General features: G+C 64.0%; 22 protein-coding genes. 10 read left to right on the top strand and 12 right to left on the bottom strand.

Features of this window, described 5'->3' with window-relative positions:
- The first annotated feature begins 122 nt into the window (after window positions 1-122).
- Window positions 123-1,463 (top strand): MATE family efflux transporter, encoded by a 1,341-nt coding sequence (locus tag CK222_RS03515; protein WP_176477559.1) that lies wholly within the window; start codon window positions 123-125, stop codon window positions 1,461-1,463.
- On the opposite strand, the gene CK222_RS03520 is transcribed toward CK222_RS03515, so the two are convergent.
- Complete coding sequence (locus CK222_RS03520) at window positions 1,456-2,535, bottom strand: quinone-dependent dihydroorotate dehydrogenase (RefSeq protein WP_095799388.1); 1,080 nt, start codon at window positions 2,533-2,535, stop codon at window positions 1,456-1,458. The genes CK222_RS03515 and CK222_RS03520 overlap by 8 nt on opposite strands.
- Window positions 2,532-2,879, bottom strand: a complete 348-nt coding sequence (locus CK222_RS03525) for a DUF952 domain-containing protein (RefSeq protein WP_095799389.1) — start codon at window positions 2,877-2,879, stop codon at window positions 2,532-2,534. The genes CK222_RS03520 and CK222_RS03525 overlap by 4 nt, the downstream gene beginning before the upstream one ends.
- Window positions 2,880-2,989: 110 nt before the next feature.
- On the opposite strand from CK222_RS03525, the gene CK222_RS03530 reads away from it, so the two are divergent.
- Window positions 2,990-3,427, top strand: coding sequence for a hypothetical protein (locus CK222_RS03530; RefSeq protein ID WP_066996874.1), 438 nt, complete (start codon window positions 2,990-2,992; stop codon window positions 3,425-3,427).
- Between the two features lie 121 nt (window positions 3,428-3,548).
- Complete coding sequence (locus CK222_RS03535; protein ID WP_066996819.1) at window positions 3,549-4,208, top strand: response regulator transcription factor; 660 nt, start codon at window positions 3,549-3,551, stop codon at window positions 4,206-4,208.
- Here CK222_RS03535 and CK222_RS03540 read toward each other — a convergent pair whose 3' ends face one another.
- Window positions 4,209-7,694 carry a PAS domain-containing hybrid sensor histidine kinase/response regulator gene (locus CK222_RS03540; RefSeq protein WP_095799390.1) on the bottom strand — a complete coding sequence of 1,162 codons (3,486 nt, stop codon included), beginning with the start codon at window positions 7,692-7,694 and terminating at the stop codon, window positions 4,209-4,211.
- A 250-nt stretch (window positions 7,695-7,944) separates the two neighbouring features.
- Here CK222_RS03540 and mscL point away from each other — a divergent pair, with 250 nt between their 5' ends.
- Both mscL and CK222_RS03550 read left to right on the top strand, forming a co-directional pair.
- A complete protein-coding gene (mscL, locus tag CK222_RS03545) occupies window positions 7,945-8,367 on the top strand; it encodes a large conductance mechanosensitive channel protein MscL (protein ID WP_095799391.1) in 423 nt (140 codons plus the stop codon).
- A 103-nt stretch (window positions 8,368-8,470) separates the two neighbouring features.
- A complete protein-coding gene (locus CK222_RS03550; RefSeq protein WP_095799392.1) occupies window positions 8,471-9,637 on the top strand; it encodes a pyridoxal phosphate-dependent aminotransferase in 1,167 nt (388 codons plus the stop codon).
- An 11-nt stretch (window positions 9,638-9,648) separates the two neighbouring features.
- Here CK222_RS03550 and hemA read toward each other — a convergent pair whose 3' ends face one another.
- Complete coding sequence (gene hemA, locus CK222_RS03555; RefSeq protein ID WP_066996827.1) at window positions 9,649-10,926, bottom strand: 5-aminolevulinate synthase; 1,278 nt, start codon at window positions 10,924-10,926, stop codon at window positions 9,649-9,651.
- A gap of 280 nt (window positions 10,927-11,206) precedes the next feature.
- Between hemA and galE the strand changes: the two genes are divergently transcribed.
- Window positions 11,207-12,202, top strand: coding sequence for a UDP-glucose 4-epimerase GalE (gene galE / locus CK222_RS03560; protein ID WP_095799492.1), 996 nt, complete (start codon window positions 11,207-11,209; stop codon window positions 12,200-12,202).
- A 181-nt stretch (window positions 12,203-12,383) separates the two neighbouring features.
- Window positions 12,384-13,640: a D-amino acid dehydrogenase gene (locus CK222_RS03565; protein ID WP_095799393.1), complete on the top strand. Its 1,257-nt coding sequence runs from the start codon at window positions 12,384-12,386 to the stop codon at window positions 13,638-13,640.
- Window positions 13,641-13,725: 85 nt separating this feature from the next.
- Here the strand turns inward: CK222_RS03565 and CK222_RS03570 are convergent, their stop codons facing one another.
- From CK222_RS03570 to CK222_RS03600, 7 genes are all read right to left on the bottom strand, one after another.
- Window positions 13,726-15,090 (bottom strand): FGGY-family carbohydrate kinase, encoded by a 1,365-nt coding sequence (locus CK222_RS03570; RefSeq protein WP_095799394.1) that lies wholly within the window; start codon window positions 15,088-15,090, stop codon window positions 13,726-13,728.
- Window positions 15,087-15,401, bottom strand: coding sequence for an L-rhamnose mutarotase (gene rhaM / locus CK222_RS03575; protein WP_067322795.1), 315 nt, complete (start codon window positions 15,399-15,401; stop codon window positions 15,087-15,089). Before rhaM ends, CK222_RS03570 begins: the two co-directional genes overlap by 4 nt.
- Window positions 15,401-16,402, bottom strand: a complete 1,002-nt coding sequence (locus CK222_RS03580) for an ABC transporter permease (protein ID WP_095799395.1) — start codon at window positions 16,400-16,402, stop codon at window positions 15,401-15,403. Before CK222_RS03580 ends, rhaM begins: the two co-directional genes overlap by 1 nt.
- A complete protein-coding gene (locus tag CK222_RS03585) occupies window positions 16,399-17,376 on the bottom strand; it encodes an ABC transporter permease (protein WP_067322800.1) in 978 nt (325 codons plus the stop codon). The genes CK222_RS03580 and CK222_RS03585 overlap by 4 nt, the downstream gene beginning before the upstream one ends.
- A complete protein-coding gene (locus CK222_RS03590) occupies window positions 17,373-18,929 on the bottom strand; it encodes a sugar ABC transporter ATP-binding protein (RefSeq protein WP_245322491.1) in 1,557 nt (518 codons plus the stop codon). Before CK222_RS03590 ends, CK222_RS03585 begins: the two co-directional genes overlap by 4 nt.
- Window positions 18,930-19,048: 119 nt before the next feature.
- Window positions 19,049-20,044: a rhamnose ABC transporter substrate-binding protein gene (rhaS, locus tag CK222_RS03595; RefSeq protein WP_095782942.1), complete on the bottom strand. Its 996-nt coding sequence runs from the start codon at window positions 20,042-20,044 to the stop codon at window positions 19,049-19,051.
- Between the two features lie 55 nt (window positions 20,045-20,099).
- Window positions 20,100-20,909 carry a DeoR/GlpR family DNA-binding transcription regulator gene (locus CK222_RS03600; RefSeq protein WP_095799397.1) on the bottom strand — a complete coding sequence of 270 codons (810 nt, stop codon included), beginning with the start codon at window positions 20,907-20,909 and terminating at the stop codon, window positions 20,100-20,102.
- Window positions 20,910-21,096: 187 nt separating this feature from the next.
- Here CK222_RS03600 and CK222_RS03605 point away from each other — a divergent pair, with 187 nt between their 5' ends.
- From CK222_RS03605 to ggt, 3 genes are all read left to right on the top strand, one after another.
- Complete coding sequence (locus CK222_RS03605) at window positions 21,097-23,199, top strand: bifunctional rhamnulose-1-phosphate aldolase/short-chain dehydrogenase (RefSeq protein WP_095799398.1); 2,103 nt, start codon at window positions 21,097-21,099, stop codon at window positions 23,197-23,199.
- A gap of 164 nt (window positions 23,200-23,363) precedes the next feature.
- Window positions 23,364-24,656 carry an L-rhamnose catabolism isomerase gene (rhaI, locus tag CK222_RS03610; protein ID WP_095799399.1) on the top strand — a complete coding sequence of 431 codons (1,293 nt, stop codon included), beginning with the start codon at window positions 23,364-23,366 and terminating at the stop codon, window positions 24,654-24,656.
- 223 nt (window positions 24,657-24,879) lie between these two features.
- Window positions 24,880-26,619 carry a gamma-glutamyltransferase gene (gene ggt / locus CK222_RS03615; protein WP_095799400.1) on the top strand — a complete coding sequence of 580 codons (1,740 nt, stop codon included), beginning with the start codon at window positions 24,880-24,882 and terminating at the stop codon, window positions 26,617-26,619.
- On the opposite strand, the gene CK222_RS03620 is transcribed toward ggt, so the two are convergent.
- Window positions 26,620-26,967, bottom strand: a complete 348-nt coding sequence (locus tag CK222_RS03620; protein WP_067322821.1) for a hypothetical protein — start codon at window positions 26,965-26,967, stop codon at window positions 26,620-26,622. It abuts the gene before it with no gap.
- Window positions 26,968-26,978 lie beyond the last annotated feature (11 nt).

The following is a 26,978-nucleotide window of genomic DNA, read 5'->3' on the forward strand; positions in this document are numbered from 1 at the left end:
GTGGGGCGGCCTGCGCCAGAGCTGGAATTCGGTTGGCCGTCACCCGATGGCGATTGCGCGGCAGCGGCAAACTGGGGCACATCGGCCGTTCTAGCAAGCCGCAATGAGCAAGGCAGCAATCCTTGGACAAGGGTGCGACCCACATCAACGCCGGGACCTTCATCGTCACCAACCGGTCGGTGCTGGCGATCGCTGTGCCGATGACCCTTGCCTATCTGACGACGCCGCTGCTCGGCATCGTCGACACCGCGGTGATCGGGCAGTTCGGCGATGCGGCTCTTCTCGGCGGACTGGCGGCAGGCGCGCTGGTCTTCGACGTCGTCTTCACCACCTTCAACTTCCTGCGCTCCGGCACCACCGGCCTCGTCGCTCAGGCTTTCGGACGCGGCGATCCGCTGGAGGAGCAGGCGGTGCTCTGGCGGGCCGTGCTGATCGCGGTCGTCGCCGGCGTGGTGCTTGCAGCACTTGCGCCGCTGTTTGCGGTAGGCGGCCAGTGGTTCATGGGCGCCGAGCCGCGTGTCAGCGCGGCGATGTCGGTCTATATCCGCATCAGGCTCATTGCCGCGCCCTTCTCGCTCATCAACTACGCCATTTTGGGCTACGTTCTGGGGCGTGGCGAGGGCGGGATAGGGCTGATGTTGCAGGCCGTGCTCAACGGCATCAACATCCTGCTCTGCTTCCTGCTCGGCCTCGAGCTCGGCTGGGGCGTGGCGGGCGTTGCCTGGGCGACCGTCACCGGCGAGTTCCTGGCCATGATGCTCGGCCTTGCCATCGTGCTGAGGCGGTTCCGCAAGCTGGAGCGGCCGTCACGCCGGCGCATCCTCGACCTGCCGGCCTACTTGCGCATGCTGTCGCTCAACCGCGATATCATGATCCGTTCCTTCTCGCTGCTTGCCGCCTTCGCGCTGTTCACCAGGCAGGGCGCCCAATTCGGCACGGTGACGCTCGCCGCCAATGCCGTGCTGATGAACTTCTTCCTCGTCGCCGGCTATTTCCTGGACGGCTTTGCCACCGCAGCCGAGCAATTGGCCGGCCGCGCCATCGGCGCGCATGCGGCCACCCCGTTCCGGCAAGCTGTCCGGCTGACGCTGATCTGGGGCTTCGGCTTGGCGGCGGTCGCCAGTCTTATTCTGCTGACGGCCGGCGCACAGCTGGTGGCGATGGTGACAACCGCTCCGGAGGTCCGCGCGGTCGCCGACATTTATCTGCCCTGGGCCGCCTTCACCGCGCTGAGCGGCGTGCTCGCCTTCCAGATGGACGGCGTCTTCATCGGCGCCACCTGGTCGCGCGACATGCGCAACATGATGCTCCTGTCCTTCCTGGCCTTCGCCGCGGCGCTGATCACGCTGGCACCCGCCTTCGGCAACAACGGCCTATGGGCCGCGCTGCACGTCTTTTTGCTGGTGCGGGGTTTCAGCCTGCTTGCGGTGCTGAGGCTCAGGATGCGCACGGCGTTCAGCTGATCGGCTTTGAAGCCCAGCGCTCGCAAGCCGAGTCGCGCAAATCCTGGATCGAGCCAAGCCGCTCGCGCTCCACAAACCGCGCCATGCCGGCAACGATGCGGCCAGGCAGCGCCGGGCCGGCATAGATCATGCCGGTATAAAGCTGGACGAGATCGGCGCCGGCGCGGATCTTCTCCAGCGCGGTTTCCGCCGAGTCGACGCCGCCGACCCCGACGATCGTCACTTGTGGGCCGAGCAGCTTGCGCATCCGGGCGAGTACCGCCGTCGAGCGCTCGAAAAGCGGCTTGCCTGACAGCCCGCCGGCTTCGCCGGCCAGACTTGCGCTGCGCAACCCGACCCGGGCAAGCGTCGTGTTGGAGACGATGACCCCGTCGATCCTTTTCTCGATGACTTCGGCGGCGATGTCTTCCAGTTCCGCGTCGACGAGGTCCGGCGCGATCTTGAGGAAGATGGGCGGCTGAACCGACGCAGCCGCGCGCGCCGCCACCACGCGCGACAGGAGTTCGCCCAGTTGCTCGCGCGCCTGCATGTTGCGCAGGCCCGGCGTGTTGGGCGAGGAGATGTTGACCGTCAGATAACTGGCATGGGCCGCGAAGCGGGCGACGCCGCGCTCATAGTCGGCAATGCGGTCGGCGCTGTCCTTGTTGGCGCCGATGTTGACGCCGACAATACCCGGCCGCCCTTTGCGCGCGGCAAGCCGTCTTTCGGCGGCCGCATGCCCTTCATTGTTGAAGCCGAGCCGGTTAATCACCGCTTCGTCGGCGGTCAGCCGGAAGATGCGCGGCCTCGGATTGCCGGGTTGCGGCAGCGGCGTGATGGTGCCGACCTCGGCGAAGCCGAAGCCGAGTTTGAGCAGCGCGTCCGGCACTTCGGCGTTCTTGTCATAGCCGGCCGCCATGCCGAGCGGGTTCGGAAAATCGAGCCCGCAGACGCTGACCTCGAGCCGCGCGTCGCGCGGGGGAGGCGAGGCGGCCGGCAGGCCGCAGCGCAAAGCCGCGATCGACAGGCCATGCGCCGTTTCCGGGTCGAACGAGAAAAGCAGCTTTTGGCCGATCCGGTCGAGCACGCTCATTCGTCCTCCAGCGGCGGGAATTCGTGGCCGTCGGCGCCGAGCGGCAACGGCTTCACCCAGAGCACGGCGTCGAGGGCGAGCGCGGCGTAGAGATGCGGGAACAGGGCGCCGCCGCGCGACACCTCGTATTTCAGCGCGTCGCCCAGCTTTGCCGCGTCGACAGCGATGAGAAGCAGGTCCGCCTGGCCGGCGAAATGCTTGGCCGCCGTCTCGCGCACTTGAGTTGCGGTGGAAAAGTGGATGAAGCCGTCGGCGATGTCGATCGGCGCTCCGGTGAAGCGGCCGTTCCGTTCCGCTTCGCGCCACATGGCTTCAGGCGCGATCTTGTAGATAAACTGAGACATTGGCGCGCTATATTCCGAACGATCCATGGGGGAAAGGGTGCTTGCGAACTCTTCCCCATTTCAGGCGCAAACCTGTGATATTGTTCGCACAACGGCTCATGGAGGATAACATGCGTCTGCAGCACATTCTAATCCCGGCGGCGCTTTGCTCGCTGGTCGCCGCATCGGCCTATTCCGAGGAGACGGACCGCTATCGGCTCGAAAAGTCCGCCAACGGCTATGTCCGCATGGACACCCAGACCGGCGCCATGTCGATCTGCGAGGAGCGCTCCGGCCAGCTCGTCTGCAAGTTGGCCGCCGACGAGCGCTCCGCCTTCCAGGACGAGATCGACCGGCTGCAGAGCACGGTGAAGGCACTCGACGAGCGCGTCGCGAAGCTCGAGAACTCGCTCTCGGCCCGGCTGGAGTCCCAACTGCCGAGCGAGGAGGATTTCAACAAGACGATGAGCTACATGGAGCGCTTCTTCCGCAGCTTCATGGATATCGTCAAGGACATCGACAGGCAGGAAGGCGACGGTGGCACGAAGCCCAGCCCGCAAAAGACCTGAGCTCCCGGGAAAAAGCCTGCGCGCGCGGCCTTTGCTGCTTGAAAACGCGCCGCGCCGCCGCATAATCGTTCCGATCCCCTAAGAAAGCACACAATCAGCAATGGGATCCGGGGAGGAGTATTTGCCGTCGGGCCACACTTTCGTCATTGCCGACGACCATCCGCTGTTTCGCGGCGCACTAAAGGAAGCGCTCGCCGGCATAGGCGACGTCGCCGCCATCCATGAGGCCGGCGATTTCGAAAGCGCCAAGGCGCTGGTCGTCGCCAATGAAGACATCGACATGGTGCTGCTCGATCTGTCGATGCCGGGCGCCAGCGGCCTGTCCGGACTGATCTCGCTGCGCGGCATCCATGCCTCGGTGCCGCTGGTGGTGGTGTCGGCTCATGACGATCCAGCCACCATCCGCCGCGCGCTCGATCTCGGCGCGTCCGGCTTCATCTCCAAATCGGCAAGCATGGAGGAGATACGCAGCGCCGTCCTGACTGTGCTTGCCGGCGATATCGCAGCACCCGCCGGCATCGAGCTCGGCGTCGAGCGCGACCCGGAGATTTCCGATCTGATCAAGCGCCTGCAGGCGCTGACGCCGCAGCAGACGAGGGTGCTCGGCATGTTGGCCGAAGGCCTGCTCAACAAGCAGATCGCCTATGAGCTCGGCGTCTCCGAAGCCACCATCAAGGCGCATGTTTCGGCTATATTGCAGAAGCTCGGCGTCGACAGCCGCACCCAGGCGGTCATCCAGCTTTCCAAGATCGGCGGCGACCCGCTGCAGCCGGTGAGCTGATCATTCCGCCGCGGGCGCCAGTGCCCTGACCCTTGCCATCATCGAGCGCAGCACGGCAGGCTTCAGCGGCTTGTTGATCACCGGCACATCAAGCAGACCAGCAGCAGTGCGCACCTCGCTGGAGCGGTCTGCGGTGACCAGCACGCAGGGCAGATCCTTGCCGTAGGTGGCGCGCAGCCTGGCGATGGCGTCGAGCCCGGTACCGCCGTCGAGATGATAGTCGGCGAGCACCACATCCGGCCTTGCCGCACCCGGGCGCATCAGGTCCTGCGATCCCGAAGCGGTCTCGACGCTGCAGCCCCAGCCTTCGAGCAGCAGGCGCATGCCGTCGAGGATGCGCGCGTCATTGTCGATGCACAGCACATTGAGTCCGGCAAGTGAGGATGGCGCGCGCGCGGAGGCCTTTCCCGTCTCGCGCGGCGGCGCCGCGATCGCGGCGACCGGCAGGATGACGGAAAAACGCGTGCCCTTGCCGGGGCTGGAGAAGATGCGGATCTCGAGCCTGAGAACCCTGGCGATGCGGTCGACGATGGAAAGGCCAAGGCCAAGGCCTTCGGCCTCGCGAGCGCCCTCGTCCAACCGGGTGAATTCGTGGAAGACGGTGTTCAGCTTGTCGGCGGCAATGCCGATGCCGGTGTCGATCACCTGGATCTCGGCCAGCTCGCCGCGCCTTCTCACGCCGACCAATATGCGGCCTTCGCGCGTGTATTTGATCGCATTGGAAACGAGGTTCTGGATCAGCCGGCGAAGCAAATTGCGGTCGGTCATCACGCCGAGCGACGACGGCATGATTTTCAGGCCGAGCTTCTTTTCGGCGGCGAGCGGGCGAAAATCGTTGCCGATCTGGCCAAGCAGCCCGCCGAGGCTGAAGGCGGTGTCCTCGGGCTTCAACGCGCCGGCGTCGAGCCGCGATATGTCGAGCACCGCGCCGAGGATGGTCTCGACCGATTCCAGTGAGGATTCAATGTTGGTCGCGGCCCTGCCGGCGGGCCCCTTGCCGGCCTTTTCGATCAGCGAGGAGCAATAGAGCCTGGCGGCGTTGAGCGGCTGCAGGATGTCGTGGCCCGCGGAGGCGAGGAAGCGCGTCTTGCTGAGATTGGCCTCCTCGGCAAGCATCTGCGCCTGCGCCAGCTCCTCGTTGACGCGGGTGAGCTCGGCGGTGCGGCTCCTGACCCGCTGCTCCAGCGATTCATTGGCCCGCTTCAGCGCCAGGTCCTGCTCGACGCGACCGGAAATGTCGGCATAGGTGGCGACGATGCCGCCGTCGGGCATCGGGTTGGAACGCAGCTCCAGGATGCGGCCGCTGGTCCTGAGCTCCATCTGCCAAGGACCGACGAAGCTGGTCAGCCGGTTGAGCATCGTCACCCGCTGGTCGGCGGCGATATCGCCGCGCTCGGCCAGATGCCGCAGGATCTGGTCGAGCGACACGCCCACTTGGCCCATCTCGTCAGGCAGATCGAACAGCGCCCGGTATTGCCGGTTCCAGCAGATCAGCCGCAAATCCCGGTCGAAGACGGTGATGCCCTGCTCCATCTGGTCGAGCGCGATCTGCAGCAGGTCGCGGTTGTGCTGCAGCGCCTCGGTGGCGTCGTCGAGCAGCCGGAAGGCATCCTTGGAGTCGCGGTCGTTGCGGCGGAACAGCAGCGACAGGATCAGCCGCGCCGACGACGACCCGACGGCGCTCGCCAGCAACTGCTCCGAGAAACGGATGACGTCCATGCTGGCCTGTTCCTTGCCGTGCAGGGAGACGTTCGCGTTCTTCTCGAAGGACTGGAAGGAGCGCTCGGTGCGCTCGACGCCGAGATAGCGGGAAATCGTATCCTTGAGGTCATTGACCGTGACCGCGGTGCGGAAGCGGCGCAGGCTTGGCATCGGCCCCGCCTCGCGCGGCACGAAGATCGCCGCCTGGATGCGCTCCAGCGGCACCGATGCGCGGGACAGCGAACCCATCACGAAGAACAGCGTGTTGACTGACAGGCTCCACAGCACGCCGTGGTTCAGCGGCTCGCCGAGGGTGCCGAACAGCGCCTGGGGTCTCAGCGCCTCGAAGCCGAACAGTCCATGGACGACAAAGTCGGAGCCGGGACCGACGAGCGAAGGGAGTAGCAGCGTGTAACCCCAGACCGCGATGCCGGCGACCATGCCGAGCGCGGCGCCCCGGCCATTGGCGCGGCGCCAGATCAGCCCGCCGATCAGGGCGGGCGCGAATTGCGCGATCGCTGCGAAGGACATCAGCCCGATCGAGGACAGCCGCGCGCTGTTGGTGCTCTCGCGGTAATAGAGGAAGGCGATGAACAGCATGATGAAAATCGACGCTCGCCGAACGTTCAGGATCAGCGTCGACCAGTCTTCGTTCTCCGAAGAAGTGGTCTTGAGCAATCGACGCACGAACAGCGGGATGACGAGATCGTTGGAAATCATGATCGACAGCGCCACGCTCTCGACGATGACCATGGCGGTGGCCGCCGACAGGCCGCCGATGAAGGCGATCATCGCCAGCACGTCGTGGCCGCTGAAAAGCGGCAGCGACAGGACGTAGAGGTCGCTGCTGGTCCTTGCGCCGACCAGCGACAGCCCGGCAAAGGCGATCGGCAGGACGAAGAGGTTGATCGCCACGAGATAGAGCGGAAACACCCAGGTCGCGGTGCGCAGCTCGGCCTCGCTGCGATTCTCGACGATGGTGACGTAGAATTGGCGCGGCAGCATCAGGATGGCGAAGCCGCTCAAGGTCGTCAGCACAAGCCAGGTGACCAAGGACGTGTTGTAGCCCATCGCCTGGCGCACCTCGGCATTCGCCCCGAGCGTCGCCAGCATGTCGCCGGGGCCGCCGAAGATGAGAAACGTGACCATAAGGCCTATGGCGAGGAAGGCGGCGAGCTTGACCACCGTCTCGACCGCGACCGCCAGCACCAGCCCGTCCTGGTGCTCGGTGGCGTCGGCGTGGCGGGTGCCGAACAGGACCGCAAACAGCGCCAGCAGCATCGCCACCACCAGCGAGATGTCGCTTACAAAAGGATCAAAGGAAGGCGGCGATCCCGTATAGTGCTCGATCATCAGGCTGACCGAGCCGGAGATCGCCTTGAGCTGCAGCGCGATATAGGGCACGGCGCCGACCGTGGCGATCAGGGTCGCGATCGCCGCGACGGCAAAACTCTTGCCGTAGCGGGCGCCGAGAAAGTCCGCAATCGAGGTGATCTTTTCGCTCTTTGCCAGCCGGACGATGCGGTTGAGCAGCGGGAAGCCGAACACGAAGACCAGCACCGGGCCGGTGTAGATGCCGAGGAATTCGAGACCCCGCTCGGAGGAGAGCCCGACCGAGCCGAAGAAGGTCCAGGAGGTGCAGTAGATGGCGAGGCTGAGCGCATAGATGGAGGGCCGTGCGCGGCCGAGCCCGGCTGCCACGGAGCGCCGGTCGCCGACGCTGGCGATCGCAAAAAGCAGCGTCACATAGGCGATCGCGATGATGACGACGAACCAGCCTTGCACGGTTCGAACTTCCTTCCTGACCGGCTGCTCGTCCGGTTATCAAACGCAACCACAGCTTTGACGCCAAGTCCACCCGCGGCTTTCGGCGCATAGGTGCGCGGTGACCTCGGAAGCGCGAACCGGTTAGGCACAAACCGACGGTTCCGCCCTTTTTCCGGTTTTGCAACTGGGGGTTTTTGTTATTGTGGCTTCGGGGTCGGCGCCGGAGAGCCGGGGCGGCAGCGCGGCCCGTAATGACAAGGAGGGTCGGATGCTGAAAGAATTCCAGGAATTCATCTCCAAGGGCAATGTGATGGATTTGGCCGTCGCCGTCATCATCGGCGCCGCCTTCTCCAAAATCGTCGATTCGCTGGTCAATGACATCATCATGCCGATCATCGGCGCGATTTTCGGCGGGCTTGACTTCAACAATTACTTCTTTGGGCTGTCCTCCAATGTGCACTCGGCCACGCTGGCCGAAGCCAAGAAAGAGGGAGCCGTTTTCGCCTATGGCAGCTTCATCACCGTCGTGCTGAATTTTCTGATCCTCGCCTTCATCATCTTCCTGATGGTCAAGGCGGTGAACAATCTGCGCAGGCGGCTGGAGCGAGAGAAGCCTGCGACTGCCGCGGCGCCGCCGCCGGCGGATGTCCAGCTTCTGACCGAAATCCGCGACCTGCTCGCCAGGAAATAACGCATCCAACGTTCTCGCTGGACCAAAATCCCGGCCGCTTGCGGCTGGGGTTTTCTGTTCAGTGATCTGGTAAGAGCGCAGCAAAACGAGCACGGATTTGTCCATGATCCTGAGTGAGACCTTGCGCGCAGAAGCCCGTGCTGCCCCCGAAAGCGGCATTGTCGCCGTCGTCAATCACGGCCGCTTGCGCGAAGGCCTGATTCCGCTCTGGGCCGGAGAGGGCGACCTGCCGACGCCTTCCTTCATCAGCGATGCCGCCGCAGGCGGCCTCGCCAATGGCGAGACCTTCTACACCTGGCAGAAGGGCATTCCCGAGCTTAGGCAGGCGCTCGCCCGCTACTATGCCAGGCATTTCGGCCAGCGCTTCGCCGAGGAAGAATTCATCGTCACCGGCTCGGGCATGCATGCCATTCAACTGGCCATCGACGCGATCGCCGGCAGCGGCGACGAGGTCGTCTATCTCTCGCCGGCGTGGCCGAATTTCGCTGCCGCCGCCGGTGTTGCCGGCGCTGTTCCCGTGCCGGTCACGCTCGACCAGTCCGGCAATGGCTGGTCCTGCGATGTCGACAAGATCGCAGCCGCCATCACGCCGCGTACCAAGGCGCTGTTCATCAATACCCCCTCGAACCCGACCGGCTGGACAGCCGACAAGGAAACGCTTCAAGCGATCCTCGATCTGGCCCGCACGAAGAAGCTTTGGATCATCGCCGACGAGATCTATGCGCTGTTCCACTATGGCCACGGCCGCGCGCCGTCTTTCCTCGATATCGCAACGGCGGAAGACCGCATCCTGTTCGTCAACAGCTTCTCCAAGAACTGGGCGATGACCGGCTGGCGAGTCGGCTGGATCAAGACCCATCCGGCGCTGCAGCAGGTGTTCGAGAACCTGATCCAGTATTCGACCTCGGGCGTCGCCCAGTTCATGCAGCGCGGCGCGGTTGCGGCCCTCGACGAGGGTGACGGCTTTATCGTCGAGCAGGTGGAGCGGGCACGTGCGGCGCGCGATCTGGTCTGCGACATCCTGGGTGCCACCGGCAAGGCGCGCTTCACCGTGCCGCAAGGTGCGTTCTACCTGTTCTTCACCGTCGACGGCATCACCGATTCCCGCGCCGCCGCCTTCGACATCGTCGACAACGCCAATGTCGGCCTGGCGCCCGGCACGGCCTTCGGCCCCGGCGGGGAGGCCTTCCTCAGACTGTGCTTCCACCGCCGCCTCGATCAGCTCGAGGAAGCGGCAAATCGCCTCGCGAAATGGATGAAGACGGTCTGAGACGGGCGGCTTCAGCCGCCTGATTTCGGCACCAGGAGTGGAATAATCCGGTCGCTCTTGGCGACGGCCGGGCGGCCGGAGGCGGCATAGGGGATGCCGAGCGCGTCCCAGGTCTCGACCAGCGCGTCCTGCAGTTCGGCGATCAGCGCGTCGGAATGGAAAGGTGTCGGCGTGATGCGTAGCCGTTCGGTGCCGCGCGGCACCGTCGGATAGTTGATCGGCTGGATGTAGATGCCGTGGACGCCGAGCAGGCGGTCGCTCGCCATCTTGCAAAGCTCGGGATCGCCGACCAGCACCGGCACGATGTGGGTGGCGGATTCCATCACCGGCAGCCCGGCCGCGGCAAGCACCTGCTTGGCCCGCGCTGCCTGGCGCTGCTGGGCGTCGCGCTCGGCCTGCGAGCGCTTCAGATGCCTGATCGAGGTGGTGGCGGCCGCCGCGATCGCGGGCGGCAGCGCGGTGGTGAAGATGAAGCCCGGCGCATAGGAGCGCACCGCGTCGATCACAGCGCTTGTGCCGGTGATGTAGCCGCCCAGCGTGCCGAAGGCCTTGGCCAGCGTCCCCTCGATGATGTCGATGCGGTCGGCAAGACCCTCGCGCTCGGTGATACCGCCGCCGCGCGCACCGTACATGCCGACAGCATGAACCTCGTCGATATAGGTCATGGCGTTGTAGCGCTCGGCGAGCTCGACGATCTGCTTGATCGGCGCGATGTCGCCGTCCATCGAATAGACGCTTTCGAAGACGATCAGCTTGGCGCGCTCGCGTCCTGCAGCCTGCAGCAGGCTTTCCAGATGCGCAACGTCGTTGTGGCGGAAGATCTTCTTCTCGGCCCCGGAACGCCGCACGCCTTCGATCATCGAGGCATGGTTCAACTCGTCCGAGATGATCAGGCAGTTGGGCAAGAGCCTGGCGATGGTCGAGATCGAGGCTTCGTTGGAAACGAAACCGGAGGTGAAAACCAGCGCCGCCTCCTTGTCGTGCAGGTCGGCGAGCTCATGCTCGAGCTCGACCAGCGGGTTGGACGTGCCGGAAATGTTGCGGGTGCCGCCGGCGCCCGAGCCCATCCGGCCCGCCGCGTTCTGGAAGGCGGCGATGACGTCCGGATTCTGGCCCATGCCGAGATAGTCGTTGGAGCACCAGACGGTGATTTCCTGGGCGCGACCGTTGGAGCGCCAGATGGCGCGTGGAAACTTGCCCACGATGCGCTCGAGGTCGGCGAAAACGCGGTAGCGCCGCTCGGCATGGAGCTGGTCGATCGCGTCTTCGAAGAACCGCTGGTAGTTCATGTCGGCTTCCCAATTTTGCGCCGGATCATAGTCACGGGCCTATGTTACGTCCACCGCGCCGCACCGGTCAAAATGCCACGCCCCGCGCCTGTTCCTAACGATGCCGGATCATGGCCTATTCCCGGGGATGTGAACCAGCTTTGTTTCGGTACGATGCCTCGGGCAGGCGGAACTGTTACAGACTTAACACTAAAATGGGAGGCTAATGGGCTTACGGCGGGGTTTCCAGCACGGCGGCTGTTGAGACAGTTTCCGATAAATCTTGATCAGCGAGGAAGCGATGACGGTTTTGGTGACGGGCGGTGCCGGCTATATCGGCAGCCACATGGTCTGGGAGCTTTTGGACGCTGGCGAAAGCGTCGTCGTGCTCGACAGGCTTTCCACCGGCTTCGAATGGGCGGTGGCGCCGGAGGCGAAGCTCGTCGTCGGCGACGTCGCCGATCGCGATCTGGTCGGCCGGATCATCCGGGAAAACAAGGTCGACGCCATCATCCATTTCGCCGGCTCGATCGTGGTGCCGGAATCGGTCGCCGATCCGCTCGGCTATTACGAGAACAACACCTGCAAGACACGCGCGCTGATCGAAACCGCCGTGCGCGAGGGCGTGCCACATTTCATCTTCTCGTCCACCGCAGCCGTCTATGGCGGCGCCGGGCTGGAGCCGGTGCGTGAGGACGCGCGGCTGGCGCCGGAATCCCCTTACGGCCTCTCCAAGCTGATGAGCGAGTGGATGCTGCGGGATGCCGCGATTGCGCACGACATCCGCTATACGGCGCTGCGCTATTTCAATGTCGCCGGCGCCGATCCCAAGGGCCGCACCGGACAGTCGACGCCCGGCGCCACGCATCTGATCAAGGTCGCCTGCGAGACGGCGCTCGGCAAGCGGCCATTCATGCAGGTCTTCGGCAAGGACTATCCGACACCGGACGGCACCTGCATCCGCGACTACATCCATGTGAGCGATCTGGCGGCGGCGCACCGGTTGGCACTGCAGCGGCTGCGCGATGGCGGGGAGAGCCTCGTCGCCAATTGCGGCTACAGCCACGGCTATTCGGTGCTGGAAGTGATCGACAGCGTGCGCCGCGCCTTCGGGCATGATTTCGACGTTCGCATGGGTGAGCGACGGCCGGGCGACGCCGCCGCCGTGGTCGCCAATTCCGATCTTGCCCGCAAGGAGTTCGGCTGGACGCCGCAGCGCGACGATCTCGACCAGATCGTCAAGGACGCGCTGGCCTGGGAACGCATCCTGACGACCAAGAACTCCGTTCGAAACTAAGCAGTTCAGGAAAGTGAGTGGCGGTTGGGTTCGGCGACTTCGCCGTAGCCTTCATCCGGAATTGCGTAAATGACACTGACCTGTTGGGCCAAGGGCTCGTCCGGCGCTTTTAGACGCGGTATTGAGGCTCATGCGGCAGTGCGCCGAAGGCGCACTATTGGAATGAGCCTTGAGGGACGGCATGAAGGTCTTGGTGCTCGGCGCCGGCGTGGTTGGCACGGCGGCCGCCTACTATCTGGCTAAAGACGGTCATGAAGTGACGGTGATCGAGCGCCATGAGGCAGCGGCGCGCGGCACCAGCCAGTCGAACGCCGGCCTGGTCTCGCCGGGCGACGCCACCGCCTGGGCCTCGCCGGCGGCGCTGAAGACCTTTTTGCGCGCGCTCTGGAACCATGACCTCGGCATCAAGGTCCGGCTGCGCCTCGATCCGTATTTCTATGCCTGGAGCCTGCGCTTCCTGCGCGAATGCACCATAGCGCGCCTGCGCGCCAACACCGACGTCAAGCTGAGGCTCGCGCTCTATTCGCGCGACTGCATCAATGCGCTCTCGGAGGCGACCGGCATCCACTACGACGAACGCAAGAAAGGCATCCTCTACTTCTTCCGCTCGCAGAAAAGCTTCGACACCGGCACCGACAATTACCGCTATCTCGGCGAGCACGGCCTACCGATCGAGATCGTCGGCCGCGACCGCCTAGCCGAGCTAGAGCCGGGCCTTGCCGGCGTGAAGGACAAGATCGCCGGCGGCATCTATTCGCCGATCGACCAGACCGGCGATTCCAAGCAATTCGTCGACAAGCTCGCCGCCTATGCGGCCGAGAAGCTTGGCGTCAGGTTCCTGTTCGGCACGACAATCGAGGGTCTCGACATCGAGGGCGACCGGGTGCGAGCCGTGATGACCTCGGCCGGACCGGTTGCGGGCGACGCCGTCGTCATCTCGATGGGACCCGAAAGCGGCCTGTTCGGCCGCCGCTACGGCATCGACCTGCCGGTCTACCCGGTGAAGGGCTACACCGTGACCGTCCCGCTCGAGGACGAGAGCAGGGGTCCGACCATGGGCGGCGCCGACGAGGACCGGCTGATCGGCTATTCGAGGCTGGGCAACCGGCTGCGAATGTCCTCGACGGCGGAATTCATAGGCTTCGATCGCAGCTTCAAGCCGCGTGATTTCAGAACCATCCTGGAAACCGGCAAGGACCTGTTCCCGGGCGCCTTCGACGAGAAGAAGGCGCTGCTTTGGGCAGGCCTGAGGCCGATGATGCCGAGTTCCGTGCCCATCTTCGGTCAGGCGAAATACCGCAACCTCTATCTCGACACCGGCCACGGCCATCTCGGCTGGACCATGGCTTGCGGCTCGGGAAAATTCCTGTCCGACCTCGTCGCCGGCCGCAAGCCCGAGATCGATCCGCAAGGGTTGCTTTACGCGACAGCGGGCTGAGACGTTCGGTCCGCAAGTTGCCACCGGCCTATGTCGGCGCTGGTCGGCGTGACCTGTCAAGTTGTGGCAAATACCATGGCGGGGATCACGTCCCGACGACCCGCTGCCACGCTCGCGCGTAATCATGCCAAGCCGGATCTGCGGGTAGCTCGGTCCGCTCGCCTTTGCTGATGACGGTAGCGCCGTCTGACGCCAGCAGTGCCGCGCCGATGCTCGTTCCTGTCGACGTCTCCGACGCAATGACAGCCCGTCCCGTTGCCGCCGCCAGCATGCGGATGAAAAGCGGGTTCCGCGCAAAGGGCCCTTCGACCGTCGTCCGCCCGTCGCCGCCAATCAACTCCAGGCAGGTCGCGGTCATCAGCGCCAGATAGAACGAGATGGCGGCGAAGCGCTGGCCGGAGGGCAAGCCCTCGGCGTTGACCCATTGCGCGGCATGGTGCGGGAATGGCCCAGACCCCTGTTGGGTTGAAGGCAGCAGCAAGGCCTGGCGTGCCAGCACGGCGGCAACATCGGCCTCGGTCCAGTCCTGCGCCTGGCCCTCGGTCAGCAGCGAAAACTCGCGTCCACCCATGAAGCGCGCCGACGGCACGGGATGGCCCTGCGCATTGACATTGACCAGCGTGTCGCGCGCCGCATCGAGCTCGACCTTCTTGCCGCCGACCGCCATCGAGACCACCCATGTGCCGGTCGAGACGACGGAGAAGGGCGGCCGATCGGACAACAGATGCGGCAGAAGCGAGGCGTTGGAGTCGTGCAGGCCGCAGAACACGGGAGTCGCGGGGTCGAGCCCTGTCAGTCGGGCAATCGCCGGCAGGATCGATCCGAGCTTGTCCTTCGCCCGACGCACGGGCGCCATCAGCGGACGCCAGCCCATCCTGTCGACCAGCGAGGAATAGTCGGACGTCCAGGGGTTCCACAGATCGGTGTGGCAGCCCAGCGATGTCACTTCGTTGGCGGCGACGCCAGTCAGCCGCAGCGCCCAATATTGCGGATACATGAGGATCGCGGCGGACTTGGCGAATTCCACTGGAAAGCGCTTTTGCTGCCAGAAGAATTGCGCGCCGAGATTAAGGCCGATGGGCAACCGCGGCGTGCCTGTTTCGGCGAAGGGAGCGCGTACGGCGTCGTAGTCGGCCGCAAGCTGGTCGGGGCCGTCGAACTCATAGTCGAGCACCGGCAGCACCAGTTCGCCGGCGGCGTCGACCAGCGCCCCGGTCGCGCCATGCGTGGTGATCGAGATCGCATCGATCCGCCGCTCGCGGTTGATATCGGCGAGGCTGTTCAGGATGAACGTCCACAGCGCCTCGACATCGTGATGGGGGTAGGGCGCCTGCCAAACGGGCGCGTTCGCGGTGCGGCGCAGCGCGATCTCGCTCGGCGTCGTGAGCTCGACCAGCGCCACCTTGGCGTTGGTCTTGCCGATATCGATGACGGCGACGTGGCGGATCATGCCATATGGAACATGGTTTCCAGCGGCACCGCCACCGGCTCATTGTCGGGTTTGGTTTCCATGAGGTCGGCCATATGCGCCCACCAGCGCTGCATCACAGGATGTTTCGGCAGGTCGGCCATGCCGTGATCGTCGCGTCGCCACAGCACGCCGAAGAGGATGCTGGTCTCCTCGTCGAGATAGATCGAATAGTCGGAGACGCCGGCATCTCTCAGCAGCTCCGCCAGCTCAGGCCAGATCTCGTCATGACGGCGCTTGTACTCGGCCTTCATGCCGGGATTGAGCTTCATCTTGAAGGCGTGTTTCTCCATCAGGCGAAACGTCCTTCGCGCAGCCGCCGCCAGACGATCGGCAGCGCAATGACGATGATCAGCAGCAGGCCGATGAAGATCGACATGACGATGCCGGGCACGTTGAGCAGGCCGAGGCCGAAGGTCACCAGCCCCATGATAAAGGCGGCAAGAACCACGCCGAGGATGCTGCCGGCGCCGCCGAGGATCGACACACCTCCCAGCACCACCATGGTGATGGCCTCCAGCTCATAGCCCTGCGCAATCGACGGCCTTGTCGAGCCGAGCCGCGACGTGATCAGCACCGAGGCGATGCCCGACATCAGCCCGGTGAGGCAAAACAGGATGAATTTGATGCGGTCGACGCGCACACCGGAGAACTGGCAGGCGACCGGATTGTTGCCAATGGCAAAGACGCGGCGGCCGAAGCTCGTGCGATGCAGCACGAACCAGTAGACCAGCGCCGCGAAAAGGAACAACGCCAGCTCGAACGAGAAGACCCACCAGACATAACCCTGGCCGAAGAAGGCGAAACTCTCCGGATATCCCTTATAGGCCTGGTCGCCGAGGATGATGAAGGCGATGCCGCGAAACAGGCTCATCGTGCCGATGGTGACGACGATGGAAGGCAGGCCGAGCCTGGTGACGAGCAATCCGTTGAAGGCGCCGCAGCCGAGCCCCACGGCGATGCCGATCGCGACCAGCACCGGCGTGCCGGCGCCCGCCTGCGCCGCCATGCCCATCATCGTCGAAGCGAGCGCGACAATCGCGGCAACCGACAGGTCGATCTCGCCCGAGATGATCAGCAGCGCCATTGCAAGCGCAATCAGGCCCTTTTCGGTGAAGTTGAAGGTCAGATCCGAGAGCGACCACGGGTCGAGGAAATAGGGCGAGGCGAAGCTGTTCACCGCGAAGATGAGGATCGCGATGACTACGAGCAGTGCCTCCCAGGAAAAGATCGCCGAAGAAAGCGGCTTGTCGAGCCGGTCGGGGATATGGCGCGGGGCAGGGGTGTCGGTCATGCCGCTTCCGCCTTTCTGAGGATGATGCGACCCTGCCGGCGCTCGCCGCGCGCGTTGAGCACCACGGCCAGGATGATGGCGCTGCCCGAGATCGCCATCTGCCAGAAGGGCGAGATGTTGATGACCGGCAGCGCGTTGGAGATGATGCCGAGGAAGAGCGCGCCGAGCACCGCGCCGCCGACCGAGCCAATGCCGCCGGCGATCGAGATGCCGCCGATGACGCAGGCGGCGATGATGTTGAGCTCGTAGCCGTTGGCGACTTCGACCGAGGCGATCACGTAGCGCGAGATCCATAAGTACCCGGCTAGCCCGCCGATCATGCCGGAAATGCAAAAGACGATGAACTTGGTGCGGCCGACATCGATGCCGGCATAGACCGAGGCGGTCGGGTTGACGCCGATGGCATAGATCGAGCGGCCGATCTGCGTGCGCGTCATCGCCAGAAAGAACAGCGCAATGACGAGAAGCGCGATCCACGACAGGACCGGCAGGCCGAGGAAGGCGGCGCGCTGGAAGTTGATGAAGTCGGGGCTCATCTGGTCGGCATTGACCCAGGCGCCGCCGGAGACGACGAAGGTGGCGCCGCGATAGATGGTGAGCGTGCCGAGCGTGACCACGATGGACGGGATATTCAGCCGCCACACCAGGAAGCCGTTGATGGCGCCGAGTAGGAGGCCGACAAGCAGTGCGATGACGATCAGCACCGGGATCGGGATCGCCGGATGGGCAGCGTTGAGCATCGCCACCACCATGCCGGTGAAGCAGAGGTTGGACGCCATCGACAGATCGATCGAGCGCGTCAGGATCACCACCATCTGGCCGAGCGCCAGGATCATCAGGATCGAGGTGTCGTTGAACACCTGGCGCAGATTGGCCGGATCGGCAAAACCGGGGAAGCGGGTCGAGATCAGCCCGATCAACAGGACGATGCCGGCGAGCAGCCAGATCTCGCGATATTTGAGAAAATTCTTCATGCCGCGATCCCCGCTGCGGTCCTGACCAGCGTCTCGGCGTCGAGGCCTTTGTTGTCGTAGGTGGCCGCGATACGGCCTTCACGCATGACCACGACCCGGTCGGACATGCCGAGGATTTCCGGCAGTTCCGAGGAGACCATGATCACCGATAGCCCCTGCGCCACGAGCTCGGCCATGAAGCCGTGCACGGCGGCTTTGGAGCCGATGTCGATGCCCTTGGTCGGCTCGTCGAGGATGATGACCTTCGGCGTCGTCGCCAGCCATTTGGCGATGACCACCTTCTGCTGGTTGCCGCCGGAAAGCGTGCCGACATCCTGGCTGAGCGACGAGGCGCGCAGGTCCAGCCGCTCGGTGTAGGAGCGGGCCAATGAGAATTCTTCCGCCAGCTTGAGCACACCGGATTTCGAGGTGCGCGCAAGCGAAGGCAGCGATACGTTCTGAAAGATCGGCAGGCCGATGACGACACCCTGCTTGCCGCGCTCTTCCGGCACATAGACGATGCCGGCCTCGATCGAATCCGCCGCCGATTTCGGCGCGATTGAGTTGCCGTCCAGCGAAATCGTGCCGCGGCTGGTGCGCGTAATGCCGGCGATCGCCTGCATCACCTCGCTGCGGCCGGCACCGACGAGGCCATAGAAGCCGAGGATTTCGCCCTTGCGCAATTCGAAGCCGATATCGTCGAACTCGGTCGGGTGCGACAGGCCGGAGACCGACAGCACCGGCGCGCCGATCTTCGGCTCGCGCTGCGGAAAGATGTGGTCGACGTTGCGGCCGACCATCATACGCACGATCTCGTTCTGGCCGGTGTCCTTGAGCAGGCCTTCGCCCACCATCTCGCCGTCGCGGAAGACGGTGTAGCGGTCGGCGATGCGGTAGATCTCGTCGAACTTGTGGCTGATGAAGAGCACCGCCTTGCCTTCGCTCTTCAGGAATTCGATCAAGAGGAAAAGTTCGTCGATCTCCTTCATCGAAAGTGCGGCGGTCGGCTCGTCCATGATGACGATGCGCGCGTCGATGGACATGGCGCGCGCCACCGCCACCAGATGCTTGTTGGCGATGCCGAGGTCCTTCAGGCGGGTGTCGGCGTCGATGTGGCCGGCGCGCATCGTCTCCAGCACCTCGCGCGCATTTTTGCGCATGGTGCGCCAGTCGATGGTGCCGAAGCGGGTGCGCGGCGCATGGCCGAGGAAGATGTTTTCGGCGACCGAAAGGTCGTCGAACAGCACCGTCTCCTGATGGATGGCGGTGATGCCGTGGCCGAAGGCGGCATGCGCGCTGGGCAGCGTCGTGGCCTGGCCGTCGATGCTGATTTCGCCGGCGTCGGGCTGGTAGATGCCGGTCATGATCTTGACCAGCGTCGACTTGCCGGCGCCGTTCTCGCCGATCAGCGCCGTCACCTGTCCGGGATAGAGCGACAGGCTGACATTGTGCAGCGCCCGAACGCCCGGAAAACTCTTGGAGATGCCTGAGAGCGTCAGGCGCGGGGCCAATTTGTCCTCGCCCTCGCGGGGAGGGTCGCGAACAACGTGAGCGGGATGGGGGTTGTCTAGCATATCAAATTAAGGTCCTGGTGCATGGAAGCGTCGTCATCCCCGCCCCGTCTCGCCAGTTTTGCTTCGCGACACCGCCTCGCCGACCCTCCCCACAAGGGGGAGGGTGCAAGCTCCTCAGATCAATAGATCTTTGAGAACTTCTCGATGTTGGTCTTGTCGAACTGGAAGGGCGGAGCCATCGCAGCCGAGTTGGTGTCGTCGAGCGTCACCTTGCCGACGCGGCCGATCGACAGCGTGGCGCCGGGCTTGGCCTCTTCTTTCTTCACCGCCAGGTCATGCGCGAGATAGATCGCCGAGTAGCCGAGGTCGATCGGGTTCCACAGCGCGACCGCCTGGCTGGCGCCGTTGTCGATGAACTTCTTGAACTCCGACGGCAGCGCGAGGCCGGTGACGTTGACCTTGCCGATCAGGTTCTCGTCGGTGACGACCTGCGCGGCGGCAACGACGCCGACGGTGGTCGGCGCGATGATCGCCTTGAGGTTCGGATAGGATTTCAACAGGCCCTTGGCTTCGTCGGTGCTCTTGGCGGAGTCGTCGTCGCCATAGACGGTGGCGACCAGCTTGATCTTCGGGAACTTCTCCGGCAGCACCTTCTTGGCCGCTTCGATCCAGGCATTCTGGTTGGTCGCGGTCGAGGATGCCGAGAGGATGGCGACATCGCCGCCTTCCGGCAGGTAGTCGGCGGCGAGCTTGATGATGGTCTCGCCGATCAAATTGGTGTCGGACGGGTTGAGGTGGAGCTGGCGGCCTTCCTTGGCGACGCCGGAGTCCCACGAGATCACGGTGATGCCGCGATCCATCGCCTTCTTCAGCACCGGCACCAGCGCATCGGCGTCATTGGCCGAGACGGCGATGGCATTGACCTTCTGCGCGATCAGCGAGTTGATCACCTCGATCTGCGCCTCCGCCGTCGCCTTGGTCGGGCCGGTGTAGATGACGTCGACGTCGCCCAGTTCCTTGGCCGCTTCCTCGGCGCCCTTGTTGGCGGCGTCGAAGAAGCCGTTGCCGAGCGACTTCACGACCAGCGCGATCTTGACGTTCTCGGCATAGGCGCCATTCACGAACATGGCGGCGGAAAAGGCCGCCGTGACCAGCAGTTTCTTCAAAAAGCTCATCGAATATCCTCCCTTGAGCGTTGCATTCCATCGCCGCTGCGGGCGCGAGTTGTCCTCAGGCCTGCAGTGAAGATTCCTCCTTGTCGCTTGACTGTTTGCGGGCGACCATCAGCGCCACACCCGCGGTTTCCAGCATCTTGGCTTCGCGGTCGTCGATACCTTCGTCTGTGATCACGGTCGTGATGCGCGACAGCCCGCACAGGATCAGGCTGGAGCGCATGCGAAATTTCGAGGAATCGACCAGCACCACCAGCTCGTCGGCCTGGTCGATCAGTTTTTGCTCCGCCTGGATCAGCAGCGGGTCGCCTTCCATCAGGCCGAGCGGGCCCAACCCTTGAGCGCCCATGAACATGCGCCGCGCATAGAAATTGCGCGTCACGTCATTGTCGAAGGGCGACAGGATGATGTTCTGCTCGCGATAGATCGTGCCGCCCGACATCATCACCGTGTTCTTCGAGTGCTTGAGCAGATGCTCGGCGATCGGGAACGAGTTGGTGAAGATCGGCATGCGGCGGCCGGTCAGGAAATGCACCATCTGGAAGGTCGTGGTGCCGCCATTGATGATGATTGGCTCGCCGTCCTTGCAAAGGCTCACCGCTTCCCGCGCGATCGCCCGCTTCTGCGCGGCGTTCAGCGTTTCGTTGACCGAGAAGGGCCGGCCGGCAAGGCCGATGACTTGCGGCGGTGAGATCGCCTCGGCGCCGCCGCGCACCCGGCGCAGGCGCTTTTGCACATGCAGCGCCGCGATATCGCGCCGGATCGTCGCCTCGGAGGAGTCCGTCAGGTCGACCATTTCCTGCACCGTCACCACAGGCTTTTCCTGGATGGCGGACAGAATGATCCTGTGGCGCTCTTTTTCGTGCATGGTTCCTCCCTGCCTGGCTATCAGGCACCAGAAAACGCGCAGTGTCAATCATTTCCGATCACATATTTTCATTGTGCAGTGCAATATGATCGATCTTGATCGTTTATGATTGACAAGAGGTCCTGTTGCGTAGACATTCCAACCAAATTGGACTGCGCATTTTTTAGCGTCCCAAGGGAGGATACCTATGCTCGACAAGCGCTCTGGCTCGCGCCTCGCCAATCTGTGGGACGACGCAAAGGCTGAAGGGATGAGCGGCCCCGAGCTTCTGGTCTATCGCTCGAACACGCTGGGTTCAGACAAGCGCGTCACCAATTATGGCGGCGGCAACACCTCGTCCAAGGTGTGGCAGAAAGACCCGCTGACCGGTGAGGACGTCGAGGTGCTGTGGGTCAAGGGCTCGGGCGGCGACAGCGCTTCGATCAAGCTCGACGGGTTTGCGACCCTCTACATGGACAAGCTGCGCGCGCTGAAGAGCCTCTATCGCGGCGTCGACCACGAGGATGAGATGGTGGGCTATCTGCCCCACTGCACCTTCAACCTCAATCCGCGCGCGGCCTCCATCGACACGCCGCTGCATGCCTTTGTGCCGAAGGCTTGCGTCGACCACATGCATCCCGATGCCATTATCGCGATTGCCGCGGCGAAGGACTCCAGAGCGATCACGAAAGAGGTGTTTGGCGAGGCCATCGGCTGGCTGCCCTGGAAGCGGCCGGGCTTCGAGCTTGGGCTTTGGCTGGAGAAATTCTGCCGTGAGAACCCCGACGCCAAGGGCGTGGTTCTCGAAAGCCACGGCCTGTTCACCTGGGGCGACACGCCGAAGGAATGCTACGAAACGACGACTTCGGTGATCAACCAGGCGATCGACTGGTTCGAGCGCAAATCCGAGGGCAAGGCGATCTTCGGCGGCGAGATGGTGAAGGCGCTCGAGGCGCCGGCACGGCGTGCCATTGCCGCGAAACTCATGCCGAGAATCCGCGGCATGATCTCGGAAAAGAGCCATAAGCTCGGCCATTTCGACGACCAGCCGGCAGTGCTCGAATTCGTCAATTCGAAAGACCTGCGCCCGCTGGCGGCGCTGGGCACGTCCTGTCCGGACCATTTCCTGCGCACCAAGATCCGGCCATTGGTGATCGAGTTCGATCCGGCAAAGCCGGATGTCGATGCCGTCATCGCGCGCCTCGCCGACGACATTGCGGCCTATCGGGTTGGCTACCAGGCCTACTACGACAGCTCCAAACATAAGGACTCGCCCGCCATCCGCGATCCGAACGCGGTCGTCTATCTGATGCCGGGCGTCGGCATGTTCACTTTCGCCGGCGACAAGGCGACGGCGCGCATCTCCGGCGAGTTCTACGTCAACGCCATCAACGTCATGCGCGGCGCCTCGACGGTCTCGTCCTATGTCGGCCTGCCGGCTCAGGAGGCCTTCGACATCGAATACTGGCAGTTGGAAGAAGCCAAGCTCCAGCGCCTGCCGAAGCCGAAGGCGCTGGCGGGACAGATCGCCCTGGTCACCGGCGGTGCCGGCGGCATCGGCCGCGCCACCGCCAGCCGCCTGCTGCGCGAAGGCGCCTGCGTCGTGCTGGCCGATATCGATGAGACCGCGCTTGCCGGCGCTCACGAAGAGCTGTCGAAAGCCTACGGCAAAGACTTCGTCCGTCCGGTGCGGATCGACGTGACCTCGGAAGATCAGGTCACGTCGGGCTTTGCCGAAACTTCGGTCGAGTTCGGCGGCATCGACATTCTCGTTTCCAATGCCGGCCTGGCCTCCTCGGCGCCGATCGAGGAGACGACGCTGGCGTTGTGGAACAAGAATATGGACATCCTGTCGACCGGCTATTTCCTCGTTTCGCGCGAGGCTTTCCGGCTGTTCCGCGCGCAGAAGATCGGCGGCAATGTCGTCTTCGTCGCCTCCAAGAACGGCCTTGCCGCTTCGCCCAACGCCGCCGCTTACTGCACGGCCAAGGCGGCCGAGATCCATCTCGCGCGCTGTCTCGCGCTTGAGGGTGCGGAGGCGCAGATCAGGGTCAACGTCGTCAATCCGGACGCCGTGCTGCGCGGCTCCAAGATCTGGACCGGCGAATGGAAGGAACAGCGCGCCGCCGCCTACAAGATGTCGACCGACGATCTCGAGGAGCACTACCGGTCGCGTTCGATGCTGAAACGCTCGGTATTTCCGGAAGATATCGCCGAAGCGATCTACTTCTTCGCGTCCGACATGTCGGCCAAGTCGACCGGCAACATCGTCAATGTCGACGCCGGCAACGCGCAGAGCTTTACGCGGTAAATTGTCAAAGCCAGCGCTGCCCCTCACCCTTACCCTCTCCTCGTAAGAACGGGGAGAGGGGGGCGCCAGCGCTGGAGCGCGTCCCTTCTCCCCGTCACTATACGGGGAGAAGGTGCCGGTAGGCGGATGAGGGGCAGCGCCGACGAATATTTGGGAGGGACAGAATGTCCAAACAGATCATCTCAGCCGACCTCGTCGCCAACCACAACTCAGCTCGCCAACCCGCCCTCGAGCGTGACTACGCCTCACTCGGCGAGCGCCTCGACCGGCGCGGCATCGCCATCGATGCGATCCGCGACCAAGTCGAAAAATTCGGCGTCGCGATCCCGTCCTGGGGCGTCGGCACCGGCGGCACGCGCTTTGCCCGTTTTCCCGGCCCCGGCGAGCCGCGCGACATCTTCGACAAGATCGAGGATTGCGCCGTCATCAGCCAGCTGACCCAAGCGACGCCTACCGTCTCGCTGCATATCCCGTGGGACAAGGCCGATCCGAACCGGCTGAAGCAGGCGGCGGCGCGTTTCGGGCTCGGGTTCGATGCGATGAACTCCAACACCTTTTCCGACGCGAAGGACCAGAAGCTCTCCTACAAATTCGGCTCGCTGTCGCACGCCGATGCCGGCACGCGCCGCCAGGCGGTCGAGCACAATCTCGAATGCATCGAGATCGGCAGGACGCTTGGGTCGAAGGCGCTGACGGTATGGATCGGCGACGGCTCGAACTTCCCCGGCCAGGTCAGTTTCGCCAAGGCCTTCGAGCGCTATCTCGACGCCATGCGGCAAATCTACGCCGGCCTGCCGGACGACTGGCGGCTGTTTACCGAGCACAAGATGTACGAGCCGGCCTTCTATTCGACCGTCGTGCAGGACTGGGGCACGAACTACATCATCGCCAAGGAGCTCGGCGACAAGGCCTTCTGCCTCGTCGACCTCGGCCACCACGCGCCCAACGTCAACATCGAGATGATCGTGTCGCGGCTGATTCAATTCGGCAAGCTCGGCGGCTTCCACTTCAACGATTCCAAATATGGCGACGACGATCTCGACGCCGGTTCGATCGATCCTTACCGGCTGTTTTTGGTCTTCAATGAGCTGGTCGATGCAGAGCTTTCGGGTGCCAAGGGATTCCATCCCGCGCATATGCTCGACCAGAGCCATAACGTCACCGATCCGATCGAAAGCCTGATGCTGTCCGCGGTCGAGGTGCAGCGCGCCTATGCGCAGGCGCTGCTGGTCGACCGCAAGGCGCTGGACGGTTTTCAGGAAGCGAACGACGCGCTGATGGCGACGCAGACGCTGAAGACCGCCTACCGCACCGATGTCGAGCCGATCCTCGCCATGGCGCGGCTGAGAACCGGCGGCGCCATTGATCCAGTCGCCGCCTATCGCGAGGCCGGCTACCGGGCGAAGGTCGCGGCGGAGCGGCCGGGCGTCGCCGGCGGTGGCGGCGGGATCGTCTGACACCCTCATCCGGCCGCTTCGCGGCCGCCTTTCTCCCAAGGCAGAAGAGGTTGGCGTCGGCGCTGACGAGCTCCTTCCCCCGCGGGAAGAGGTCGGACTGCCCCGAATTGCCCTTCGCAATTCGGGGCAGGTGAGGGGCTCTGCCCAATGCTACTCCAATTGTTATTGGACTAACGCGCTCCAACGGTCTTTCCTGGGTGTCCCCCCGCCTTGGAGACCCACCATGCATCTCACCCGCCGGACGCTGATCGCCGTCAGCTTTGCGCTCACTGTTGCCTTCACACCATCGGCCGCCGTTTTTGCGGCTTCGCCGGCTCCCGCCAAGGGCGAGCACGGCATGGTGGTGACCGCCCAGCATCTCGCCACCGAAGTCGGCGTCGACGTGCTGAAGAAGGGCGGCAACGCCGTCGATGCGGCGGTCGCCGTCGGCTATGCGCTGGCCGTCGTCTATCCGAATGCCGGCAATATCGGCGGCGGCGGTTTCATGACCATCCGCTTGAAGGACGGCCGTTCGACCTTCATCGATTTCCGCGAGCGCGCGCCCCTTGCGGCGACCAAGACGATGTATCTCGATAAGGAGGGCAAGCCGATCAAAGGTGCCAGCCTCGACGGTTATCTCGCCGTCGGCGTGCCTGGTTCGGTGGCCGGCTTCGAGATGGCGCGCGAGAGATACGGGACCTTGTCCAGACAGGATCTCATGGCCCCGGCGATCGCCTATGCCAAGGACGGCTTCGTCCTCAACCAGGGCGACGCGGCCTCCTTCGCCGGCGGCGCCGACCGGCTGGCCAAGGATCCGGCAGCGGCCGCTATTTTTCTGAAAAAAGACGGGAAGCCCTATGGCATCGGCGAGAAGCTAGTTCAGTCGGACCTTGCGGCCTCGCTCTCGGCGATCTCCGAGAAAGGCCCCGATGCCTTCTACAAGGGGCCGATTGCCGCCGCGATCGTCAAGGCGAGCGGCGCCAAGGGCGGCATCCTCGCCAAAGGCGATTTCGAGCAATACGCGGTGCGCGAGCTGAAGCCGGTGACCTGTTCCTATCGCGGCTACGAGATCATCTCCTCGCCGCCGCCGAGTTCGGGCGGCGTCATCATCTGCGAAATCCTCAATGTGCTCGAAGGCTATCCGCTGTCCTATCTCGGAGCCGGCTCGGCCGAGACCGTCCACGTCATGGTCGAGGCCATGCGTCATGCCTATGTCGACCGCAATTCGGCGCTCGGCGATCCCGATTTCGTCGACAATCCGGTCTCGAAACTGCTCGACAAGGGCTATGCCAAGGACATCCGCGACAAGATCGATCCGTTCCGCGCCGGCGTCTCGAAGGACTTGATGCCCAAGGGCTTCGGCGAGTCGAAGGAAACCACCCATTATTCTATCATCGACAAGGACGGCAACGCGGTAGCCGTCACCTATACGCTCAATGGTTCCTTTGGCGCCGGCGTCGTCGCCGACGGCACCGGGATCCTGCTCAACAACGAAATGGACGATTTCACCCAGAAGCCCGGCGTGCCCAACCTCTACGGACTGATCCAAGGCGAGGCCAACGCGATCCAGCCGAAGAAGACGCCGCTGTCCTCGATGAGCCCGACCGTCGTTGTGAAGGACGGCAAGCCGTTCATGGTCATCGGCAGCCCGGGTGGCTCGCGCATCATCACCATCACGCTGGAGGCAATCGTCAACGTCATCGACCACGGCATGAACATTCAGGAGGCGATCGACGCTCCGCGCATGCACCATCAATGGCTGCCCGACACCGTCTATGTCGAGCCTTTCGGGCTTTCTCCCGACACCGAAAGGCTGCTTGCCGGCATGGGCTATCATCTCGATCTCAGTGACCAGACCTGGGGCCAGGCGGCCGGCATCCTTGTCGGCGGCAAGAGCCTGGCGGAGATCGAGAAAGGTGGCGGCGCCCGCTACAACGGAGCCATCGACAGCCGCGCCGCTTCCGGCGAGGCGCTGGGCTACTGACTATACGACAAGGGTAATGGTCGAGGCAATCAGCAGCACCGCCGCGATGCCGACGAACAGCGCATACATGCGCGGCCGGTCAATCAGCAGCGCGTTGCCCGAAATCCAGGCCGAAGTGGCGCCGCCCAACGCAAACAGGAAGCCGTTGCGGTGGCCGAAGGTCATCGAGGCGGCCATCAGGCCACCGATGATCAGCGCGCCGAACACGATGATGACGGCAACGGCATATTTCTCGAAATCATTGCCGCTGCCCATCGCCGGTCCCATTGCGTTGAGATTCGGCAGATCGTCCGGATCAAAGGGGCTGGCCGAGCCGTATTCGTCTTGACCGAGGGATTCGCGCATCATTCGTTCTCCGC

This window comes from Mesorhizobium sp. WSM3866, from assembly GCF_002294795.1.
Taxonomy (GTDB): domain Bacteria; phylum Pseudomonadota; class Alphaproteobacteria; order Rhizobiales; family Rhizobiaceae; genus Mesorhizobium.

What these genes read in the sequence shown, in the direction of transcription:
- CK222_RS03600 (WP_095799397.1), bottom strand. Translation starts at nt 20,909, where the DNA reads ATGCACGAAAAAGAGCGCCACAGGATCATTCTGTCCGCCATCCAGGAA.
- rhaI (WP_095799399.1), top strand. Translation starts at nt 23,364, where the DNA reads ATGTCCAAACAGATCATCTCAGCCGACCTCGTCGCCAACCACAACTCA.
- CK222_RS03580 (WP_095799395.1), bottom strand. Translation starts at nt 16,402, where the DNA reads ATGACCGACACCCCTGCCCCGCGCCATATCCCCGACCGGCTCGACAAG.
- CK222_RS03550 (WP_095799392.1), top strand. Translation starts at nt 8,471, where the DNA reads ATGATCCTGAGTGAGACCTTGCGCGCAGAAGCCCGTGCTGCCCCCGAA.
- ggt (WP_095799400.1), top strand. Translation starts at nt 24,880, where the DNA reads ATGCATCTCACCCGCCGGACGCTGATCGCCGTCAGCTTTGCGCTCACT.
- CK222_RS03520 (WP_095799388.1), bottom strand. Translation starts at nt 2,535, where the DNA reads ATGAGCGTGCTCGACCGGATCGGCCAAAAGCTGCTTTTCTCGTTCGAC.
- CK222_RS03525 (WP_095799389.1), bottom strand. Translation starts at nt 2,879, where the DNA reads ATGTCTCAGTTTATCTACAAGATCGCGCCTGAAGCCATGTGGCGCGAA.
- CK222_RS03620 (WP_067322821.1), bottom strand. Translation starts at nt 26,967, where the DNA reads ATGATGCGCGAATCCCTCGGTCAAGACGAATACGGCTCGGCCAGCCCC.
- rhaM (WP_067322795.1), bottom strand. Translation starts at nt 15,401, where the DNA reads ATGGAGAAACACGCCTTCAAGATGAAGCTCAATCCCGGCATGAAGGCC.
- CK222_RS03605 (WP_095799398.1), top strand. Translation starts at nt 21,097, where the DNA reads ATGCTCGACAAGCGCTCTGGCTCGCGCCTCGCCAATCTGTGGGACGAC.
- hemA (WP_066996827.1), bottom strand. Translation starts at nt 10,926, where the DNA reads ATGAACTACCAGCGGTTCTTCGAAGACGCGATCGACCAGCTCCATGCC.
- CK222_RS03590 (WP_245322491.1), bottom strand. Translation starts at nt 18,929, where the DNA reads ATGCTAGACAACCCCCATCCCGCTCACGTTGTTCGCGACCCTCCCCGC.
- galE (WP_095799492.1), top strand. Translation starts at nt 11,207, where the DNA reads ATGACGGTTTTGGTGACGGGCGGTGCCGGCTATATCGGCAGCCACATG.
- CK222_RS03570 (WP_095799394.1), bottom strand. Translation starts at nt 15,090, where the DNA reads ATGATCCGCCACGTCGCCGTCATCGATATCGGCAAGACCAACGCCAAG.
- mscL (WP_095799391.1), top strand. Translation starts at nt 7,945, where the DNA reads ATGCTGAAAGAATTCCAGGAATTCATCTCCAAGGGCAATGTGATGGAT.
- CK222_RS03585 (WP_067322800.1), bottom strand. Translation starts at nt 17,376, where the DNA reads ATGAAGAATTTTCTCAAATATCGCGAGATCTGGCTGCTCGCCGGCATC.
- CK222_RS03565 (WP_095799393.1), top strand. Translation starts at nt 12,384, where the DNA reads ATGAAGGTCTTGGTGCTCGGCGCCGGCGTGGTTGGCACGGCGGCCGCC.
- rhaS (WP_095782942.1), bottom strand. Translation starts at nt 20,044, where the DNA reads ATGAGCTTTTTGAAGAAACTGCTGGTCACGGCGGCCTTTTCCGCCGCC.
- CK222_RS03530 (WP_066996874.1), top strand. Translation starts at nt 2,990, where the DNA reads ATGCGTCTGCAGCACATTCTAATCCCGGCGGCGCTTTGCTCGCTGGTC.